We start from the raw sequence: 19,444 nt of genomic DNA, 5'->3' as shown, positions 1-19,444 counted from the left end.
GGTCCCGCGCTCCAGGCCGCCGCCTGCGCATCCCTTCTCGATCTCGTTCACGCTGTCAAAGATCCCGCAGCCAACCCGGAACCGGGAGCCGCAAACCCCTGCGAGCCGAAGCCTCGGCTTCCGTCGTCGGGGGCTTTTTTTTGAGGTCCGCCGCGCCGTTCGTTGCCGTCCAGCGCGTCGGGAGCCGGTATATAGGCCCCTGCGCCGAGCCTGTCCATCGAAAAAATTCAACTCCGGAACTTTTTCCGCGGACCTCCCGGGCGGACCTCAGAGCAGGCCCAGTTCCCGCAGCTCGGCCAGGAGGTGCGGCGGCAGATCCCCGCCCTGGCCCGCACCCTGCCCTGCCGCCAGATCGCGCGGCGCGTCCGCGTCGGCGAGGTAGCGCCACCCCTGGAACGGCTTCTTCGCCTGCGGCATCACCTCGACCAGCTCGGGATCGAGGATCAGGCGGCACCAGGTGCCGCCCTCCTCCTCCTGGACCATCTCGAAGTCGAGCACGCGCTGGCGGCAGCGCACGCTGCCCTTGATGACCCAGTAGATCGACCCGCCGTCGGTGACCTCGTCGGGACGCCGGGGCGACCGGCGCGTGAAGCCCGGGACGACCATGCGGCCGTCGCGCCGATAGGCCCGGCGCTCCTGCGCCGCGCGCAGCTGGTCGACGTCGTCGATCCCGACGCAAAGCTTGATCAGGTGAAGAGGCATGGCTCGCAGGAGGTTACGGTCACGCGAAGATGGTCACGGCCGGCCGTGACGTCCACCCCCGCAGGCGCGGCCTCAGGCGGCGATCGGGTTCAGGGACCGGCAGCGCGCCTCGAAGCCGTCCGAGATGAACTCCGGCCGCTTGTAGAGGCCCTTGATCCAGCTCGCGAGCATGCAGAGCTCCTCCAGCTTCAGCACCTCGTCGAGCGTGCCCGGCGGGAAGCGGATCTCGAAGCTGGCGGAGATGTGGTCGAGGACCTCCTCGACCTGTTCGATCGAGAGGCCGATATCGGTCTCGAGGGCGGCGTGCCGGACCAGGATGCGTTCCTCGACGGCATAGTCGTCGCGGATCAGCTTCACGATCCAGCGGAACATGGTCATCCAGTTCGTGACGTCCTCGGTCGACCGCGCCATCACCGTCCGTCCGGCTCGCCCGCAAGGGGCGCGTCGGCGATGATTCGCACGAATTTACGACCAAGCCGTTAAGCACCGCCTTCAGGCGGTGCGGGACCGTTAAGCACCCGCCGTCAGGCGGTGCGGGCCTCCAGCGCGCGGCCGACCTTGGACAGGTTCTCCCGCCCGAGGCTGCGCGAGATCCAGGTCCCGGTCGCGGCGACGGCATCGAGGTCGACGCCCGTCTCCACCCCCATGCCGTGCAGCATGTAGAGCACGTCCTCGGTCGCGACGTTGCCGGTCGCCCCCTTGGCGTAGGGGCAGCCGCCCAGGCCGGCGACGGAGCTGTCGACGACGGCGATACCCGCCTCCAGGCTGGCGAGGATGTTCGCGAGCGCCTGGCCGTAGGTGTCGTGATAATGCGCCGCCAGCCGCGTGATCGGCACCCGCGCCGCGACCGTCTCGATCATGGCGCGCGCGCGCATCGGCGTGCCGACGCCGATCGTGTCGCCGAGCGACACCTCGTAGCAGCCGAGCTGCAGCAGGCGTTCGGCCACCTCCGCCACCTTGGCCGCGGGGACGTCGCCCTCGTAAGGGCAGCCGAGCACGCAGCTCACATAGCCGCGGACCTTCATTCCGCGCTCCAGCGCCCGCGCCGCGACCGGCCGGAACCGCTCGATGCTCTCGTCGATGGAGCAGTTGATGTTCTTGCGGCTGAAGCTTTCCGACGCCGCGCCGAACACGGCGACCTCCGCGACCCCGGACGCGATCGCGGCGTCCAGGCCCTTCTCGTTCGGGACCAGCACCGGGTAGGAGACACCGGGGCGGCGCGCGATCGCCGCCAGCACCTCGGCCGTGTCAGCCATCTGCGGGACCCATTTCGGCGAGACGAAGGCGCCGGCCTCCACCGCCGGCAGCCCGGCGGCCGAGAGACGGTCGACCAGCTCCACCTTGGTCGCGGCCGGCACCACCGCCTTTTCGTTCTGCAGGCCGTCGCGCGGCCCGACCTCGACGATCCTCACCCGCTCCGGCAGAGCCATCACTCGGCCTCCCCCGCCTTGAACCCGATCAGCTCGGCGCCGTCCTCGACCTGGTCGCCGACGGCGTAGCGCACGGTCTCGACCACCCCGTCGGCCGGCGCCTTGATCGTGTGCTCCATCTTCATGGCCTCCAGCACGATCAGGGGCTGGCCCTTCGCGACCGCCGCGCCCGCCTCGACCAGCACCGCGATCACGCGGCCGGGCATGGGCGCCGCGAGCCGGCCGCCGGGCGCTTCCGCCGCGTCGGCCCCCGCCAGCGGCTCGACCAGGGTGAGCCGGTGGACGCCGCCGTGGCGGAACACCGTCACCTCGCCGCCCCGCCGCACCACCGTCGCCCGCAGGCGCACGCCGTCCAGGTCGGCGTCCAGCGCCCCGTCGGCCGCAAGCTCGCCGCGCGCGACGATCTCGCCGTCCCCGAGGCGGAAATGGTAGCCGTCGCGCCGATAGGTCAGATGGACCGCCCGGTCGGCGCCGCCGTCCTTGAAGACGAGGGTGTCGTGCGCATCGTCGTTGAGGCGCCAGCCGTCGCTCCGCGCCCAGGGGCTGTGGGGATCGCCCGAAGCCTGCGCCGACGCACGGGCACGCGCCGCGCGGTCCAGCAGGACGCCCAGCGCCGCGAGCGCCAGCGTCCGGTCGTCCGCCGCCGCGGGCGACGGGAGCAGGTCGGCCTGGTGCCGCTCGATGAAGCGGGTATCGAGGTCGGCCGCCATGAAGGCCGGATGGGCCGCGACCGCCGCCAGGAACGAGACGTTCGCGTTCAGCCCCGCGACCTGGGTTTCGGCCAGAGCCGCGCGCAGGCGCCGCACCGCGCCGGGCCGGTCGCGGTCCCAGACGATCAGCTTGGCGATCATCGGGTCGTAATGGATGGAGATCTGGTCGCCGGTCCGCACGCCGGCGTCGATGCGCACATGCGGCCCCGGCTCGGGGAACGCAAGGTGGTCGAGCCGCCCGGTCTGGGGCAGGAAGTCGCGCATCGGGTCCTCGGCGTAGAGCCGGACCTCGATCGCGTGGCCGGTGATCGACAGCGCGTCCTGGGACAGCGGCAGCCGCCCGCCGGCCGCGACCCGGAACTGCCACTCGACCAGGTCCTGCCCGGTGATGAACTCCGTCACCGGATGCTCGACCTGGAGGCGGGTGTTCATCTCCATGAAGTAGAAGCTGCCGTCCTCGTCGAGCAGGAACTCGACCGTGCCGGCGCCGACATAGCCGATCGCCTTGGCGGCGGCGACCGCCGCCTCGCCCATGCGTCGGCGCGTGTCCGGGTCGAGGTCGGGGGCCGGCGCCTCCTCGACGACCTTCTGGTGGCGGCGCTGGATCGAGCAGTCGCGCTCGAACAGGTAGACGCAGTCGCCGTGGCCGTCGGCGAAGACCTGGATCTCGACGTGGCGCGGGCGGGTCAGGTACTTCTCGAGCAGCACGCGCTCGTCGCCGAACGCGCCGGCCGCCTCGCGCTTGGCCCCGGCGAGCTGGGCGTCGAACTCCGCCGCCGAGGCGACGACGCGCATGCCCTTGCCGCCGCCGCCGGCCGACGCCTTGATCAGCAGCGGATAGCCGATGCGCTCGGCCTCGCCGCGCAGCAGCTCCGGGTCCTGGTCGGCGCCGTGGTAACCCGGCACGAGCGGCACGCCCGCCGGCTCCATCAGCGCCTTCGCCTCGGACTTGCCGCCCATGGCGCGGATCGCCGAGGGCGGCGGCCCGATGAAGGTGATGCCGGCCTGCGCGCAGGCCTCCGCGAAGCCGGCGTTCTCCGACAGGAAGCCGTATCCGGGATGGACGGCCTCGGCGCCGGACCGGCGCGCCGCGTCCAGGATCGCGTCGACGCGCAGATAGCTCTCGCGCGCGGGCGCCGGCCCGATCAGCCACGCCTCGTCCGCCATCTCGACGTGCAGCGCCCCGGCGTCGGCCTCGGAATACACCGCGACCGTGCGGATGCCCATGCGCCGTGCGGTGCGGATGACCCGGCAGGCGATTTCGCCGCGGTTGGCGATGAGAATCTTGGAGAACATCTGCGTCACGCGACCCCGTTCCAGTCCTTCATCACGATCCGATCCCGCGCCCGCGGCGCCAGGCCGGCTCGCGCTTCTCCAGGAAGGCCGCGAGGCCCTCCCTCCCCTCTTGCGACGCGCGGATGGCGGCGATCCGCTCCGCGGTGTCGCGGCGCACCGCCTCGTCGGTCGGGCGCCGGCACACCGAGAAGATCAGGTCCTTGGCCGCCGCCTGGGCCGAGGGCCCGCCCTCGGCGAGCCGCTCCGCCATCTTGGCGACGGCGGCGTCCAGCACATGCGCCGGCACGACCTCGTGGACGAGGCCGATGCGGTGCGCCTCCGCCGCGCCGAACCGCTCGGCGGTCAGGAAGTAGCGCCGCGACGCCCGCTCCCCGATCGCGGCTACGACATAGGGCGAGATCACCGCCGGGATCAGCCCGAGCCTCACCTCGGAGAGCGAGAAGCTGGCCGTGTCGGCCGCGACCGCGATGTCGCAGCAGGCGACCAGCCCGACCCCGCCGCCGAACGCCGCCCCCTGGACGGCGGCGACGGTCGGCTTGGCCAGCCGGTCGAGCACGTGCATCAGCTCGGCCAGCGCCATCGCGTCGGCGACGTTCTCCTCGTGGGAATAGCCGGCCATCCGCTGCATCCAGCCGAGGTCGGCACCGGCGGAGAAGCTCTTCCCGTTCGCCCGCAGCACGACCGCCCGCACGGCGCCGTCCGCCTCCAGCCGGCGCAGCAGGCCGGTCAGCTCCGCGATCACGGCGTCGTTGAAGGCGTTGTGGACGTCCGGCCGGTTCAGCGTGACCGTCGCCACGCCGTCCGCGCCGACGGTGCTGAGTATCTCGGTTCCCGGCATGCCTCGTCCTCCCTGATCCGCTCGCACCGGCATCCGCTACATGCGGAAGACGCCGAACTTCGTTTCCTCGGCCGGGGCGTTGAACGCCGCCGACAGGCCAAGGCCCAGGACCATGCGCGTGTCGGCCGGGTCGATGATGCCGTCGTCCCACAGCCTGGCGCTCGCATAGTAGGGGTGGCCCTGGGTCTCGTACTGGGCCCGGATCGGCGCCTTGAACGCCTCCTCCTCCTCGGCCGGCCAGCTCTTGCCCTGGGCCTCCATCCCGTCGCGCCGGACCTGGGCGAGCACGTTCGCCGCCTGCTCGCCGCCCATCACGGAGATGCGCGCGTTCGGCCACATCCACAGCAGGCGGGGGTTGAAGGCCCGGCCGCACATGCCGTAGTTCCCGGCCCCGAAGCTGCCGCCGATGATGACGGTGAACTTCGGCACCTTCGCGCAGGAGACGGCGGTCACCATCTTCGCCCCGTCCTTCGCGATGCCGCCGCTCTCGTATTTGCGCCCGACCATGAAGCCGGTGATGTTCTGCAGGAACACGAGCGGGATGCCGCGCTGGCTGCACAGCTCGATGAAATGGGCGCCCTTCAGCGCCGACTCCGAGAACAGGATGCCGTTGTTCGCGACGATGCCGACGGGGTAGCCGAAGATATGGGCGAAGCCGCAGACCAGCGTCGTGCCGTAGAGCTGCTTGAACTCGTCGAACTCGCTGCCGTCGACGGTGCGCGCGATCACCTCGCGCACGTCGAAGGGCTTGCGCGGGTCGGCCGGTATGACGCCGTACAGCTCCTCCGGGTCGTGGAGCGGGTCGACCGGCGCGCGCAGGGCCACGCTCGGACGCTTGGAGCGGTTCAGGTTGCCGACGATGCGCCGGGCGATGGCGAGCGCATGGACGTCGTCGAGCGCGTAGTGGTCGGTGACGCCGGAGGTGCGGCTGTGGACGTCGGCGCCGCCGAGGTCCTCGGCCGAGACGACCTCGCCCGTGGCCGCCTTCACCAGCGGCGGGCCGCCCAGGAAGATGGTGCCCTGGTTGCGGACGATGATCGACTCGTCCGACATCGCCGGGACGTAGGCGCCGCCGGCCGTGCACGAACCCATTACCACGGCGACCTGCGGGATGCCGCGCGCGGACATGCTGGCCTGATTGTAGAAGATGCGCCCGAAATGGTCGCGGTCGGGAAAGACGTCGTCCTGGTTGGGTAGGTTCGCCCCGCCGCTGTCCACGAGGTAGATGCAGGGCAGGTTGTTCTGCTGGGCGATCTCCTGCGCGCGCAGGTGCTTCTTGACCGTGAGCGGGTAGTAGGTGCCGCCCTTCACGGTCGCGTCGTTGGCCACGATGACGCATTCGGTGCCGCTGACCCGGCCGATGCCGGTCAGGATGCCGGCCGCCGGGATCGGATCGCCGTAGACGCCGTAGGCCGCGAGCTGGGACAGCTCGAGATAGGGGGTGCCGGGGTCCAGCAGGGCGCGCACGCGGTCGCGCGGCAGCAGCTTGCCGCGCGAGAGATGCTTCTGGCGCGCGCGCTCGCCGCCGCCGAGCTTGATTTCCGCGACCCTCGCCCTCAGGTCTTCGACCAGCGTGCGCATGGCGGCCGCGTTCTCGGCGAAGGCCGGGCCGCGCGTGTCGAGGGTGGATCTCAGAACGGGCATGGCTTTCTCGTCTCGCTCCCGGGCTCCGGCCTCTCGGGGGGCCGGATGATTGCGGTCTGCGCGCGTAACATGCCCTCACCCCCGTGAGGCGGCAAGAAGGATTCCATTCGGAAGCGTATTCTAAGGGGTAGAGCGGAAATGGACGTGTTCGTGGATTGGAGCCGCCGGGAGTGGTCGTCCCGCTATCGCGCCGAGGCCTGGCGCCACCTGCAGGTCGCGCATCGCGGTGCGGCGCGCGAGACCGGGCACGTGCTGCTCCTCGACGGGAACGGCGTCGATCCCGCCCGCGTCGCCGTGCGGCGCCTGCCCGGCCGCTTCGCGCTGCCGGACGCGATCGCGCGCGCGTCGGCCGCCGGGTTCGAGGCGTTGCGCCGCGGCTCGGGCGGACGCCTGCATGACGGGCCGGTCGTGCGGCTGTGCGGCGTCGCCCCGGGCGCGGACGGGTGGAGCCTCGCCTGGCAGGAGGCGGGCTATTTCGACTATGCGCGCAGCAACCTGATGATGGACCGGCGCGAGGGGGAGGCCAGCCTGCGCGACCTCGTGCATGCCGACGGCGCACTGCCGGAGCCGGGCCGCTCCCATCTCGCCGACGCGGTCGGGCTCGCGCTGCTCCTGGTCACGGTCGACGGGCTGCTGGTCGTGCAGCGCCGCTCGCGCGGCGTCTCGGTCTGGCCGGAAACCTGGGGGCCGAGTGCCGCCGGCATGGCGACGCCGGAGGATTTCGAGGACGCGCCGACGCTGGCCGCGCTGTGGCCGCTGCGCGAGGCGGCGGAGGAGCTGGGGCTCGACGCCGGGCTGCTGCGCGCGACGCCGGTGCGCTTCCTCGGCCTGACGCGCGAGCTGGCCCGCGGCGGAGCCCCTGAGATGCTGTTCGCGGTCCGCCTGCCGGTCGATCGGCAGGCCGTGCTGCGCGCGCTGGAGCACGCACCCGACGCCGCGGAGCATTCCGAGCTGCTGTTCCTGCCGCTCGACGACCGCGACGCCCTGCTGGACCGGCTCGGCGACGAGGCGGCGCCGTCCCTGCTCGCCGGCCTCGCCCTGCTCAGACCATCTTGACCTTCGTGTCGAACACGTAACCCGTGCCGCGCTCGGTGCGGATGATCTGGGGGTCCTTGGGGTTCGCCTCGATCTTGCGGCGCAGACGCAGGATCAGCACGTCGATGCTGCGGTCGAACACGTCGGTACCGTCCGCGCGCGTCAGCTCCAGGAGCTGCTCGCGCGAGAGCACGCGCTGTGGCCTCTTCACGAACGCCGCCAGCAGGGCGCATTCCGCCTTGGTCAGCTCGACGTCGCGCCCTTCCGGGGAGCGCAGGCGCTGCGTCGTCAGGTCGAACTGCCAGCCGGCGAAGGTCACGACCGCGCGCAGGTTCTCGGCCGGCCGTTCGCGCGCGGGGTCGCCCGTCCGCCGCAGGACCGCCTTGATCCGCGCCAGCAGTTCGCGCGGGTTGAACGGCTTGGTCAGGTAGTCGTCGGCGCCGAGCTCGAGGCCGACGATGCGGTCGACGTCCTCGACCCGGCCGGACAGGATGATGACCGGCAGGCGGGACTCCGTGCGAAGCTGGCGTATCAGCGACAGCCCGTCGCCGTCCGGCAGCCGCAGGTCGAGCAGCACGAGGTCGACCGGTTCGGCCTCCAGGGCTTCGGTCATGGCCGCGCCGGTCGGCGCCAGGGTGACACGGAAACCCTCGTGCCCGAGATACTCCGCGAGAAGCTCGCGCACGTCGTCGTCGTCGTCGACCGCCAGAATATGCGTCACCTTGGGCCCGTCCCTGCCGCAAGCACCGGAATACCGGCCGAGCGTGCATTTCCCCCAATTTCATACCCGCATAGGGATAATGCAGCGTCCGGAACGGCGCAACAATTACAGCTCGGCAATTCGCTGGTGTTGCGTTTCACCCTTCCGCCGCGATCTGCCGGGAGATGACGAGGCGCTGGATGTCGCTGGTCCCTTCGTAGATCTGGCAGACCCGCACGTCGCGATAGATCCGCTCGACCGGGAAATCCTCCAGGTAGCCGTATCCGCCGTGGATCTGGATCGCGTCGGAACAGACCTTCTCGGCCATCTCGGAGGCGTAGAGCTTGGCCATCGCCGCCTCCTTCAGGCAGGGGACGCCGGCGTCGCGCAGTGCCGCGGCATGCAGGACGAGCTGGTGCGCCGCCTCGATCCGGGTCGCCATGTCGGCCAGCCGGAACGCCACCGCCTGGTGCTGGATGATCGGGCTGCCCATGCTGGTCCGCTCCCGCGCGTAGCGGAGCGCATGCTCGTAGGCCGAGCGCGCCATCCCGACCGACTGGGCGGCGATGCCGATGCGCCCGCCCTCCAGGTTGGCGAGCGCGATCCGGTAGCCCTGCCCCTCCTCGCCGAGCCGGAGCGAGGCCGGCACGCGGCAGCCTTCGAACACGATCTGGGCCGTGTCGGAGCAGCGCTGGCCGAGCTTGTCCTCGATGCGGGCGACCTGGTAGCCGGGCGTATCCGTCGGCACCAGGAAGGCCGTGATGCCCTTCTTGCCGGCGCCCGGGTCGGTCACCGCGAAGACGACCGCGACCCCCGCGGTCGAGCCGCTGGTGATGAACTGCTTCGTGCCGTCGAGGACGTAGTGGTCGCCGTCGCGGCGCGCGCGCGTGCGCAGGGCCGAGGCGTCCGATCCGGCCTGCGGCTCGGTCAGGCAGAACGCCGCGATCATCTCGCCGCCGGCGAGGCGGCGCAGATAGCGTTCGCGCTGCTCGTCCGTGCCGAACTTCAGCACCGGGGCGCAGCCGACGGAGTTGTGGACGCTCATGATCGTCGAGACCGCGCCGTCCCCGGCCGCGATCTCCTCGATCGCCAGCGCGTAGGAGACGGCATCGGTGCCCGAGCCGCCCCATTCCTCCGGGACGACCATGCCGAGGAGGCCGAGCTCGCCCATCTCGCGCAGCTCCGCGGCCGGGAAGCTGCCCGTCCGGTCGCGCTCGGCCGCGGTCGGGGCGAGGCGCTCCTGCGCGAACTGCCGCGCCATGTCGCGGACCATCTGCTGGGTTTCGGTGATCAGCATCTTCCCTCCGTGACGCAGGCCCGGGTCGTCCGCGCGGTCAGTGGATCCGCTCGACGGCGACGGCCGTCGCCTCGCCCCCGCCGATGCACAGCGACGCGACGCCGCGCTTCAGGTCGTATTTCTCCAGGGCGTTCAGCAGCGTCACCAGGATGCGGGCCCCCGACGCGCCGATCGGGTGGCCGAGCGCACAGGCGCCGCCATGGACGTTCACCTTGTCGTGCGGCAGGTCGAGCTCGCGCATCGCCGCCATCGCGACGACGGCGAAGGCCTCGTTGACCTCGAACAGGTCGACCTCGGCGCCCGACCAGCCGGCCCTGGCGAGGACGTTGCGCATCGCCTCGACCGGGGCCGTCGTGAACCAGGCCGGAGCCTGGGCATGGCCCGCATGGGCGCGGATCGCGGCCAGCGGCGTCAGGCCGCGGCGCTCGGCCTCGGACAGGCGCATCATCACCAGGGCCGCGGCCCCGTCGGAGATCGAGCTGGAATTCGCCGCCGTCACCGTGCCGTCGGGACGGAACGCCGGCTTCAGGGTCGGGATCTTCTCGGGCGCGGCCTTGACCGGCTGCTCGTCCCTGGACACCAGCACCTCGCCCTTGCGGCCGCGAACGGAAACCGGGACCACCTCCCGGTCGAAGGTTCCGTCCTCGATCGCCTTCCTGGCCCGCGTCAGCGACGTGATCGCATAGGCGTCCTGCGCCTCGCGGGTGAACTGGTAGTGCTGGGCCGTGTCCTCCGCGAAGGTGCCCATCAGGCGGCCCTTGTCGTAGGCGTCCTCCAGCCCGTCCAGGAACATGTGGTCGAGGACGCGGCCGTGCCCCATCCGGTAGCCGCCGCGGGCCCGGTCGAGCAGGTAGGGCGCGTTCGTCATGCTCTCCATGCCGCCGGCGACCATCACCTCGTTCGATCCCGCCAGCAGCAGGTCGTGGGCGAACATCGCGGCCTTCATGCCCGAGCCGCACATCTTGTTCACGGTGGTGCAGCCCGTCGACTGCGGGATGCCGGCGGCCAGCGAGGCCTGGCGGGCGGGCGCCTGGCCCTGGCCGGCCGGCAGCACGCAGCCCATGACGACCTCCTGGACGTCATCGGGACGGATGCCGGCGCGCTCGATGGCGGCCTTCACCGCCGTCGCCCCCAGTTCCGGGGCCGTGACGGCAGCGAGATCCCCCTGGAAGCCCCCCATGGGCGTGCGCGCGGCCCCGACGATGACGATCGGATCGCTGGACATCACGTTCCTCCTTCGCAAGCGGCCGGGCCGGGCCCTACTCGGGCCACCGCCGGACGGCCGGAAACACCGGGCAGGATAAGAAAGAAAAACCTGGGGTTTGTCCATCCCTCCAAAAAGGGGTTCCAGTTGTTGCGCTACCGATTCGCCGGCGCCGAGAAGCGCGCGAGGCTCGGGGACACGACGATGTCGACCTCCGTCCGCTTGGCGTCGTCGCGCTGCTGGGTGATGCGGACCGTCGCGACGCGCTGGTCGCGCACGAAGGAGATCGACGTCCGGCGCGCCCGGACGATCGCCGTCTCGGTCCAGCCCATGGGCGGCATCTCCGCACGGAAGAACTGGGTCATCTGGACCACCGAATAGGGCGCCGAGAGGATCACCTGGCCGGTCCAGTCGTCGTCGTTGCCGACGATCACCGTGTCGTCGATCACGAAGTTGACGTTGGGCGGCATCGGCAGCTGCGGGACCGTCAGCACGTCCGGCGGCACGAAGTCGCCGCCCGGCGCGGGCGCCGGGGCCGGCGACTGGCTGGACGATCCGCCGAAGTTGAAGATCTGGGCCTCGGCCGGGCCGGCCTGCGCGAGGCCTGCGAGGAGGAGGCCCAGCACCAGGGCGGCCCGCCATCCTCCGCGCCGTCCGAGACGGTTCCTACTCCCGACCATGCCACCCCTTCGCGTACCGGCGATCACCGTTTCCCTTACGGAGAACCATGTAGGCGGCACTGGTTAAGGAATATTTTACGTAAATGCCGCAATCAGACGGACTCGTTGAACAGCTCCCGGCCGATCAGCATGCGCCGGATCTCGCTGGTGCCGGCGCCGATCTCGTAAAGCTTGGCGTCGCGCAGCAGCCGCCCGGTCGGGTATTCGTTGATGTAGCCGTTGCCGCCCAGGCACTGGATCGCCTCCAGCGCCATCCAGGTCGCCTTCTCGGCGGCGAACAGGATCGCGCCGGCCGCGTCCTTGCGGGTCACCTCACCGCGGTCGATCGACTTGGCGACGGCGTACACGTAGGCCCGGCACGCGTTCATCGTGACGTACATGTCCGCCAGCTTGCCCTGCATCAGCTGGAACTCGCCGATCGGCTTGCCGAACTGCTTGCGCTCGTGGACGTAGGGGACGACGACGTCCATGCAGGCCTGCATGATCCCGAGCGGCCCGCCGGCGAGCACCGCGCGCTCGTAGTCCAGGCCCGACATCAGGACCCGCACGCCCTCGTTGAGCCGGCCCAGCACGTTTTCCTCGGGCACCTCGCAGTCCTGGAACACCAGCTCGCCGGTGTTGGAGCCGCGCATGCCGAGCTTGTCGAGCTTCTGGGCGGTCGAGAACCCCTTGAACCCCTTCTCGACCAGGAAGGCGGTGATGCCGCGCGGGCCGGCGTCGGGCTCCGTCTTGGCGTAGACCACCGCGACGTCGGCGTCGGGACCGTTGGTGATCCACATCTTGCTACCGTTCAGGACGTAGCGGTCGCCCTTCCGGTCGGCGCGCGTGCGCATCGAGACGACGTCCGATCCCGCGCCGGGCTCGGACATGGCGAGCGCGCCCACATGCTCGCCGGAGATCAGCTTCGGCAGGTAGCGCCGCTTCTGCTCCTCGCTGCCGTTGCGCCGGATCTGGTTGACGCAGAGGTTGGAATGCGCGCCGTAGCTGAGGCCGACCGAGGCGGAGGCCCGGCTGATCTCCTCCATCGCGACGACGTGCTCGAGATAGCCCATTCCGGCGCCGCCGAGCTCCTCCTCCACCGTGATGCCGAGCAGGCCCAGGTCGCCGAGCTTGCGCCACAGGTCGGCCGGGAACTCGTTGCTCCGGTCGATGTCGGCGGCGCGCGGCGCGATCTCGTCCGCGGCGAAGTTCTCCACCTGGGCCCGCAGCATGTCCGCGGTTTCCCCGAGGTCGAAATTGAAGGCGGGAAGGCTGTTGGATGCCATGGGACCGTTCCTCCTGAGCGTCTTGCGCACGCTGCTTGCGCACTCTGCCGCCCGGCGGGGCGCGCGTAGGGCGATGCTGCGGTATACCTACCGTACGCAACCGTATTTAACCAGCCCCTTCCGCCCGGCCGAGACTCACAGCAGGATCAGCGCCGCCAGTCCCAGGAACGCGAAGAAGCCGACCACGTCGGTGACCGTCGTCAGGAACACGCTGCTCGCGACCGCCGGATCGATGCGCAGCTTCGTGAGGCCGAGCGGGATCAGCGTGCCGGCGAGCCCGGCGACGAACAGGTTCACGACCATGGCGCAGCCGATCACGACCCCGATCATGGGGTCGCGGAACCACAGGCCCGCGGCCGCGCCCACCAGCAGGGCGAAGGTCGAGCCGTTGATGGCGCCGACCAGCGCCTCCTTGCCGACGAAGCGCAGCGCGTTGGCGTCCGACAGCTCGCGCGTCGCGATCGCGCGCACCGCCACGGTGAGGGTCTGCGTACCGGCGTTGCCGCCCATGCCGGCCACGACCGGCAGCAGCACGGCCAGCGCCACGATCCGCTCGATCGTCGCCTCGAACAGGCCGATCACCGACGCGGCGAGGAACGCCGTCACCATGTTGATCGCGAGCCAGGAGAACCTGGCCTTGGTCGTGTCGAGGACGGCACGATAGATGTCGGTGTCGGCGACGCCGCCCAGCTTGAGCAGGTCGTCCTCCGCCTCCTCGTCGATCACGTCGACGACGTCGTCGACCATCACCACGCCGATCAGGCGGCCCGCCGCATCGACCACCGGCGCCGAGACGAGGCCGTACTGGCGGAACAGGAAGGCGACCTCCTCCTGGTCCATGGTGGCGGGGATCTTGTGGATGTCCTCGATCGCGATGTCCTGGACCTTGACCGCGCGCTTGGAGCGCATCACGCGCGAGATCGGCACGCTGCCGACGATCCGGTGCATCGGATCGACGATGAAGATGTCGTAGAACTCCTCCGGCAGGTCGTCGCCGGACGCGCGCAGGAAGTCCAGCACCTTGCCGACGGTCCAGAACTGGGGCACGGCGACGAGGTCGCGCTGCATCAGCCGGCCGGCGCTGTATTCGGGGTAGGTCAGCCCCTCCTCGACCTGGGCGCGCGCCTCGGCCGGCAGCGCCGCCAGGATCTCGGCCCGCCGCTCCTCGTCCAGGTCCTCGATCAGGTCGATCGCGTCGTCGCTCTCCATCTCGGCGACGGCGGCCGCGATCTCCCGCGGCTCCATGATCTCGACCAGTTCCTCGCGGATCGAGCTGTCGAGATGGGCGAACAGCTCGGGATCGAGGTTCGGGCGGAGGACCTGCAGCAGCAGCCGGCGCTCCTCGGCGCCGACCTGCTCCAGCAGGTCGGCCAGGTCGGCCGAGTGCAGGTCCGAGGTCAGCGTCTCGATCAGGTCCAGCCGATTCTGGTCCAGCCATTCCCGGACCTGCTGGACGAGGTCGGGCAGCGGCGCGTAGTCGCGCTCGCCCGCCTCGTCCTCGGACCGTCCGTCCGCCGGGCCGAGGGGCCGCGCCGGCGGATCGCGCAGCGCATCCTGGTCCCGGACGTCCTCGGGAGGCCCGCCGGTCATCGGGCCACGCCCCGTGCCGCCGGCACCGCCCGGATCATCCGCCGCTCTCCGCCGCCTGCATCTGCGCGTCCACGGTCGCGAGCGCCGAGACGTTCACGATGCCCCTGACCGAGACCGAGGGGGTCAGGATGTGGGCGGGCTTCGCGCAGCCCAGCAGGATCGGCCCGATCGAGAGGCCCTCGCCCAGGACCTTCAGCAGGTTGAAGGCGATGTTGGCCGCGTCCAGCGTCGGCATGATCAGCAGGTTCGCCGCCCCCCTGAGGCGCGAGTTCGGGAAGATCCGGTCGCGGATCTCCTCGGACAGGGCGGCGTCCGCGTGCATCTCGCCCTCGACCTCCAGGTCGGGCGCGCGGCGCAGGATCTCGGCCAGCGCGAGGCGCATCTTCCGCGCGTCCGGGTCGTCGTGGCTGCCGAAGCTGCTGTGGGAGACCAGCGCGACCTTCGGCACGATGCCGAAGCGCCGGACCTCCTCGGCCGCCTGGAGCGTCATCTCCGCGATCTCGTCCGGGCCGGGATCGGGCGAGACGTAGGTGTCGCACAGGAAATACGTGCCCTTGGGCAGGATCAGCGCGCTGAGCGCCGCCGGCATCCGCACGCCGGGCTTCAGCTCCAGCACGTCGAGCACGTCGTCGAGATGGGCGGTGTAGCGCCCGATCGTGCCGCACACGACGGCATCCGCCTCGCCGCGCCGGACCATCAGCGAGCCGATCACGGTGGTGTTGGTGCGCAGGATCGTGCGCGCCGCGTCGGGGGAGACCCCGCGCCGCTCCATCAGGCGGTGGTACAGCGTCCAATAGTCGTGGTAGCGCGGGTCGTCCTCGGGATCGACGAGGTCGTAATGGTCGCCTTGGCGGATGCGCAGGCCGAGCCGCTCGGCCCGGCGCGCGACGACCTCGCGCCGGCCGATCAGGATCGGCCGGGCAAGCCCGTCGTCGACCACCACCTGGACCGCGCGCAGCACCCGCTCCTCCTCGCCCTCGGCATAGGCGATGCGCCTCGGGTCCTGCTTCGCCCGAGCGAAGACCGGCCGCATCACCAGGCCCGAGCGGAAGACGAACTCGTTGAGCTTGTCGCGGTAGGCCGGGAAGTTCCCGATCGGCCGCGTCGCCACGCCGCTGTCCATGGCCGCCTTGGCCACGGCGGGCGCGATCTCGAGGATGAGGCGCGGGTCGAACGGCTTGGGGATCAGGTACTCGGGCCCGAAGCTCGCCTGCTGCTCGCCATAGGCGGTGGCGACGATATCGCTCGGCTCGGCCAGCGCCAGCCCGGCGATCGCCTTGACCGCCGCGATCTTCATCGCCTCGTTGATGGCGGTCGCGCCGACGTCGAGCGCGCCGCGGAAGATGAAGGGGAAGCACAGGACGTTGTTGACCTGGTTCGGGTAGTCCGAGCGCCCCGTCGCCATGATCGCGTCCGGGCGCACCGCCCTCACCTCCTCCGGCATGATCTCGGGCACCGGGTTGGCGAGCGCCAGGATCACCGGCCGCGACGCCATCCGCTCGACCATCTCGGGCTTGAGCACGCGCGGCGCGGACAGCCCGAGGAAGATGTCGGCGCCGCCGATCACCTCGGCCAGCGTCCGCGCCTCGGTGCGCCTGGCGTAGCGCTCCTTACGGGGGTCCATCAGTTCGTTACGGCCCTCGTAGACCACGCCGGCGATGTCGGTCACGGTGATGTTGCCGACCGGCATGCCGAGGTCCACAAGCAGGTCGAGGCAGGCGAGCGCCGCGGCCCCGGCCCCCGAGGTCACGAGGCGCACCTCGTCGATCCGCTTGCCGGTCAGCCGCAGCGCGTTGGTGACGGCGGCGCCGACGATGATCGCCGTGCCGTGCTGGTCGTCGTGGAAGACGGGGATGCGCATGCGCTCGCGCAGCTTCTCCTCGATGTAGAAGCACTCCGGCGCCTTGATGTCCTCGAGGTTGATGCCGCCGAAGGTCGGCTCGAGCGCCGCGACGACGTCGACCAGGCGGTCGGGGTCGGTCTCGTCGATCTCGATGTCGAAGACGTCGATGCCGGCGAACTTCTTGAACAGGACGCCCTTGCCCTCCATCACCGGCTTCGCCGCGAGCGGCCCGATCGCGCCCAGGCCGAGCACGGCGGTGCCGTTCGTGACGACCGCGACGAGGTTGCCGCGGGCGGTGACGCGCGACGCTTCCTGGGGATCGGCGACGATCGCGTCGCAGGCGGCGGCCACGCCGGGCGAATACGCCAGCGCCAGGTCGCGCTGCGTCGCGAGCGGCTTGGTCGGCTGGACCGCGATCTTCCCCGGGCTGGGATAGCGGTGGTAGTCGAGCGCCGCGTCCTTGAGATTGTCGGCCATGTGAACTCTTCCGCGATGCGCCGGTCAGATCGGCGGGGCCCGGCCCCTTCCCCGCAGCGCAGGGATACTGACGCGCTCCCGCCTTGTCCAGCGCGCGTCTGCGAAGGAACAAACGAAAAGCCCCGCCGGAGTTTCCTCCGGCGGGGCTTTTCGTTGGTGCGGTCGAGAAGACTCGAACTTCCACGGCCTTTCGGCCACAGCGACCTCAACGCTGCGCGTCTACCAATTCCGCCACGACCGCATTTCCACGTCCATCCGGCCCCTTGCGGGCTTGCGCCGAATGCCCGCGGTGGATACCAAATCCCCCGAGCCCGATCAAGCACGGAAACGCGCCGGATCGGGCCCCACCGTCAAAAAGCCGGCCCGGGCCCATGAACGCCCCCCTGAGATCCACCCCCTGAGACCGATCCCCTGAGACCCGCCCCATGAGCAAGATCGAGTGGCGCATCTCCGACGCGCCGGTGCCCTACCCCGAGGCGCTCGCCGAGATGGACCGGCGCGTCGATGCGATCCGCGCCGGCACCGCGCCGGAAACCGTGTGGCTGCTGGAGCACCCGCCGCTCTACACCGCGGGCACCAGCGCCCAGCCGTCCGACCTGATCGACCCGTCGCGCTTCCCGGTCTACGACGCCGGCCGGGGCGGCCAGTACACCTATCACGGCCCCGGGCAGCGGGTCGGCTATGTGATGCTCGACCTGAAGCGCCGCGGCCCGGACGTCCGCGCCTTCGTGCGCGGCCTGGAGGAGTGGATGATCCGGACGCTCGCCCACTTCAACGTCAGGGGCGAGCGGCGCGACGGCCGCGTCGGCATCTGGGTCGACATGGCGCCCTATGGCCAGCCCGGCCGGGAGAACAAGATCGGCGCCATCGGCGTGCGCGTCCGGCGCTGGGTCACGTTCCACGGGATGTCGCTCAACGTCGACCCCGACCTGTCGCATTTCGGCGGGATCGTCCCCTGCGGCATCAGCGAGCACGGCGTGACCAGCCTGCACGCGCTCGGCCACCTGGTCACCATGCCGGAAGTCGATTCGGTCCTCGCCGACACCTGGGCCGACGTGTTCGGCCGGTAAGGACGCCTCAGAGCGTGGTCGGCTTCAGCCCGATTACGCGGAAGCCGCCGGTGGCGGGAAAACGGATGTCGGCCCTGGTCCGGGCGTCCTTCTCGTTGTTGGCGGTGAGCAGATAGCGCCGCCCGGCCGACCAGCTCCGCGCGAAGCCGGGCGCGGGGCTGCGGGCATTGGCATCGTGCATCACCACCGCCTCCCAGAGCCGGCGCGCCCGGCCGGGCGTGCGGTCGGCCAGGAATATCCGGTCGCGGGGCTGGGCAACCAGGCGCTGCAGCGCGGCATCCAGCTCGTCAGCCTCCAGCCGGAGGCGGCCGGCCTCCTCGTCCAGGCGAAGCGCGGTCGCCTGCTGCGCGGCGACGCCGGTGCCCAACTCGTCGGCCTTGCGGGCCACGAGCGCACGCTCGTTCTCCAGGCTGGCGAGCATCGTCCTCAGGCCTGCGGATCGCGTCTCGCCCCGGTGGAACGCGGCGCTGGCCGCGAGCATCAGGCAGACGATGGCGAGAGTGAACAGGAACGGCATCACGGCGCCGTCTCCTGCACCGGCACCCCGTCGCCCGCGGCGGCGGCGTCGCCTACGGCAGCGGCGTCGCCTACGGCAGCGGCGTCGCCTGCGGCAGCGGTCCCCGCAACCACGTCGCCTGCGGCGACGATCCCCGCGACCACCACGCCGGACGTCGCCGGGAAGGCGCGCGAAGCCTGCTCGGCTGCCGCCTGGGCCGACGACGCCCAGATGTCGGCGACGTTGCGGTGCTTCCAGACGTCGCGGTTGAAGGGAACCTCCTCCGGCTTCTCCTCGGCGAAGCCCGGCGCGAGGGACAGGTCGGCGCGGAACGGGCGCAGCCCGCGCCCCGGCTCGCCGATCTCGTGGACGAACTCGACGCGGTCGCGCTTGGCGCGGTCGAGCTTCTGCTTCACCTCTTCGACCCGGTTGAGCTGGTTCTGGCGGTGGAGCCGGCGCTGGGCGACGTCCGCCTGGGCCTGCGCGAACTCCCGACGCAGCACGCCCAAGGCCGCAGCCTCGTCGTCGCGCCGCGCGGCCGTCTTGTCGATGGCGTTGCGCAGCCACATCGCGCGCAGCACGTTCAGCACCAGCACGCCGAAAAGGCCGAGGGCGGCCAGCACCGTCATCGCCGCCAGGGGTATCGTCAACTGGCTCAATCCACCCGGGCCTCCGTAACGCCGACGCACTCCCGGCAAGACAGAATCCGGCCGCGCATCCGCGTTGTCCAGCCACAAAAAGAGGCCGAGAGCTCCAGATCGAATGCAATTGTACCGCATCCGATCGCATGTCGGGGTGCGAGGGTGGTCAGGGGGGAGGACGGGCCTCCCCCTCCGCCACTGGAAGAAAGGTCCACAACCATGGACGAAAAGACCTTCTTCCTTCACCTCCGGTTCCGGCTGTTCGGCGTCACCGTCGAACTTTCGATCCTGAGATGAAGGAGACCGGGTGGGTAGCCGCCCGCCCGGTTTCCTCTCTAAAACATACGTTCACACTCACCATCGCGCAAGTGGGCCGGTTTCAGAGTGTCGGTAACACGTCATGTGTCCGGGGTATGTAGCAAGTGATCTGTCCGATCTTAGAATCGCTCCAGCTTGGTTATGGGGGCGGAGATGAGGCGGACGGAGGTGCTGCAGGGACTACAGGAGATGAAATTCGAGGAGATCC

The 19,444-nt window shown here is 70.7% G+C and carries 17 protein-coding genes and 1 tRNA gene; 2 read left to right on the top strand and 16 right to left on the bottom strand.

Annotation, left to right across the window (positions count from 1 at the left end):
• Positions 1-267 precede the first annotated feature (267 nt).
• The 6 genes from VGO20_RS22320 to VGO20_RS22295 form a co-directional block, all read right to left on the bottom strand.
• Complete coding sequence (locus VGO20_RS22320; RefSeq protein ID WP_327504592.1) at positions 268-702, bottom strand: DUF1489 family protein; 435 nt, start codon at positions 700-702, stop codon at positions 268-270.
• A gap of 72 nt (positions 703-774) precedes the next feature.
• Entirely contained in the window at positions 775-1,113 is a 339-nt protein-coding gene (locus VGO20_RS22315) for an acyl carrier protein (protein WP_327504591.1), read from the bottom strand.
• Between the two features lie 113 nt (positions 1,114-1,226).
• Positions 1,227-2,132 (bottom strand): hydroxymethylglutaryl-CoA lyase, encoded by a 906-nt coding sequence (locus tag VGO20_RS22310; protein ID WP_327504594.1) that lies wholly within the window; start codon positions 2,130-2,132, stop codon positions 1,227-1,229.
• Positions 2,132-4,138: an acetyl/propionyl/methylcrotonyl-CoA carboxylase subunit alpha gene (locus tag VGO20_RS22305; RefSeq protein WP_327504593.1), complete on the bottom strand. Its 2,007-nt coding sequence runs from the start codon at positions 4,136-4,138 to the stop codon at positions 2,132-2,134. The genes VGO20_RS22310 and VGO20_RS22305 overlap by 1 nt, the downstream gene beginning before the upstream one ends.
• Before the next feature lie 31 nt (positions 4,139-4,169).
• Positions 4,170-4,976, bottom strand: coding sequence for an enoyl-CoA hydratase/isomerase family protein (locus VGO20_RS22300; RefSeq protein ID WP_327504590.1), 807 nt, complete (start codon positions 4,974-4,976; stop codon positions 4,170-4,172).
• A gap of 36 nt (positions 4,977-5,012) precedes the next feature.
• A complete protein-coding gene (locus tag VGO20_RS22295; RefSeq protein ID WP_327504589.1) occupies positions 5,013-6,620 on the bottom strand; it encodes a carboxyl transferase domain-containing protein in 1,608 nt (535 codons plus the stop codon).
• 144 nt (positions 6,621-6,764) lie between these two features.
• Between VGO20_RS22295 and VGO20_RS22290 the strand changes: the two genes are divergently transcribed.
• A complete protein-coding gene (locus tag VGO20_RS22290; protein WP_327504588.1) occupies positions 6,765-7,676 on the top strand; it encodes an NUDIX hydrolase in 912 nt (303 codons plus the stop codon).
• Here VGO20_RS22290 and VGO20_RS22285 read toward each other — a convergent pair.
• The 8 genes from VGO20_RS22285 to VGO20_RS22250 form a co-directional block, all read right to left on the bottom strand.
• Positions 7,663-8,376, bottom strand: a complete 714-nt coding sequence (locus VGO20_RS22285; RefSeq protein ID WP_327504587.1) for a response regulator — start codon at positions 8,374-8,376, stop codon at positions 7,663-7,665. The two genes, VGO20_RS22290 and VGO20_RS22285, sit on opposite strands and share 14 nt — an antisense overlap.
• Positions 8,377-8,512: 136 nt before the next feature.
• A complete protein-coding gene (locus VGO20_RS22280; RefSeq protein ID WP_327504586.1) occupies positions 8,513-9,652 on the bottom strand; it encodes an acyl-CoA dehydrogenase family protein in 1,140 nt (379 codons plus the stop codon).
• A 37-nt stretch (positions 9,653-9,689) separates the two neighbouring features.
• Positions 9,690-10,877 carry an acetyl-CoA C-acetyltransferase gene (locus tag VGO20_RS22275; protein ID WP_414639878.1) on the bottom strand — a complete coding sequence of 396 codons (1,188 nt, stop codon included), beginning with the start codon at positions 10,875-10,877 and terminating at the stop codon, positions 9,690-9,692.
• 134 nt (positions 10,878-11,011) lie between these two features.
• Positions 11,012-11,536 carry a hypothetical protein gene (locus VGO20_RS22270; RefSeq protein ID WP_327504584.1) on the bottom strand — a complete coding sequence of 175 codons (525 nt, stop codon included), beginning with the start codon at positions 11,534-11,536 and terminating at the stop codon, positions 11,012-11,014.
• A gap of 92 nt (positions 11,537-11,628) precedes the next feature.
• Complete coding sequence (locus tag VGO20_RS22265; protein ID WP_327504583.1) at positions 11,629-12,801, bottom strand: isovaleryl-CoA dehydrogenase; 1,173 nt, start codon at positions 12,799-12,801, stop codon at positions 11,629-11,631.
• Between the two features lie 135 nt (positions 12,802-12,936).
• A complete protein-coding gene (gene mgtE, locus VGO20_RS22260; protein WP_327504582.1) occupies positions 12,937-14,391 on the bottom strand; it encodes a magnesium transporter in 1,455 nt (484 codons plus the stop codon).
• A 34-nt stretch (positions 14,392-14,425) separates the two neighbouring features.
• Entirely contained in the window at positions 14,426-16,711 is a 2,286-nt protein-coding gene (locus tag VGO20_RS22255; RefSeq protein WP_327504580.1) for an NADP-dependent malic enzyme, read from the bottom strand.
• Between the two features lie 154 nt (positions 16,712-16,865).
• A tRNA-Leu gene (locus VGO20_RS22250) sits at positions 16,866-16,952 on the bottom strand.
• A gap of 184 nt (positions 16,953-17,136) precedes the next feature.
• Here VGO20_RS22250 and lipB point away from each other — a divergent pair.
• Positions 17,137-17,781, top strand: coding sequence for a lipoyl(octanoyl) transferase LipB (gene lipB, locus VGO20_RS22245; RefSeq protein WP_327504579.1), 645 nt, complete (start codon positions 17,137-17,139; stop codon positions 17,779-17,781).
• Between the two features lie 7 nt (positions 17,782-17,788).
• Here lipB and VGO20_RS22240 read toward each other — a convergent pair whose 3' ends face one another.
• A complete protein-coding gene (locus VGO20_RS22240; RefSeq protein ID WP_327504578.1) occupies positions 17,789-18,301 on the bottom strand; it encodes a hypothetical protein in 513 nt (170 codons plus the stop codon).
• Complete coding sequence (locus VGO20_RS22235; RefSeq protein WP_327504577.1) at positions 18,298-18,927, bottom strand: hypothetical protein; 630 nt, start codon at positions 18,925-18,927, stop codon at positions 18,298-18,300. Before VGO20_RS22235 ends, VGO20_RS22240 begins: the two co-directional genes overlap by 4 nt.
• Positions 18,928-19,444 lie beyond the last annotated feature (517 nt).

This window comes from Arenibaculum sp., assembly GCF_035998295.1.
In the GTDB taxonomy this organism is placed as follows: Bacteria; Pseudomonadota; Alphaproteobacteria; order Azospirillales; family Azospirillaceae; genus DASYHS01.
The sequence above is the reverse complement of the archived record's forward strand: the minus strand, read 5'-3'. Positions and strand labels throughout refer to the sequence as shown.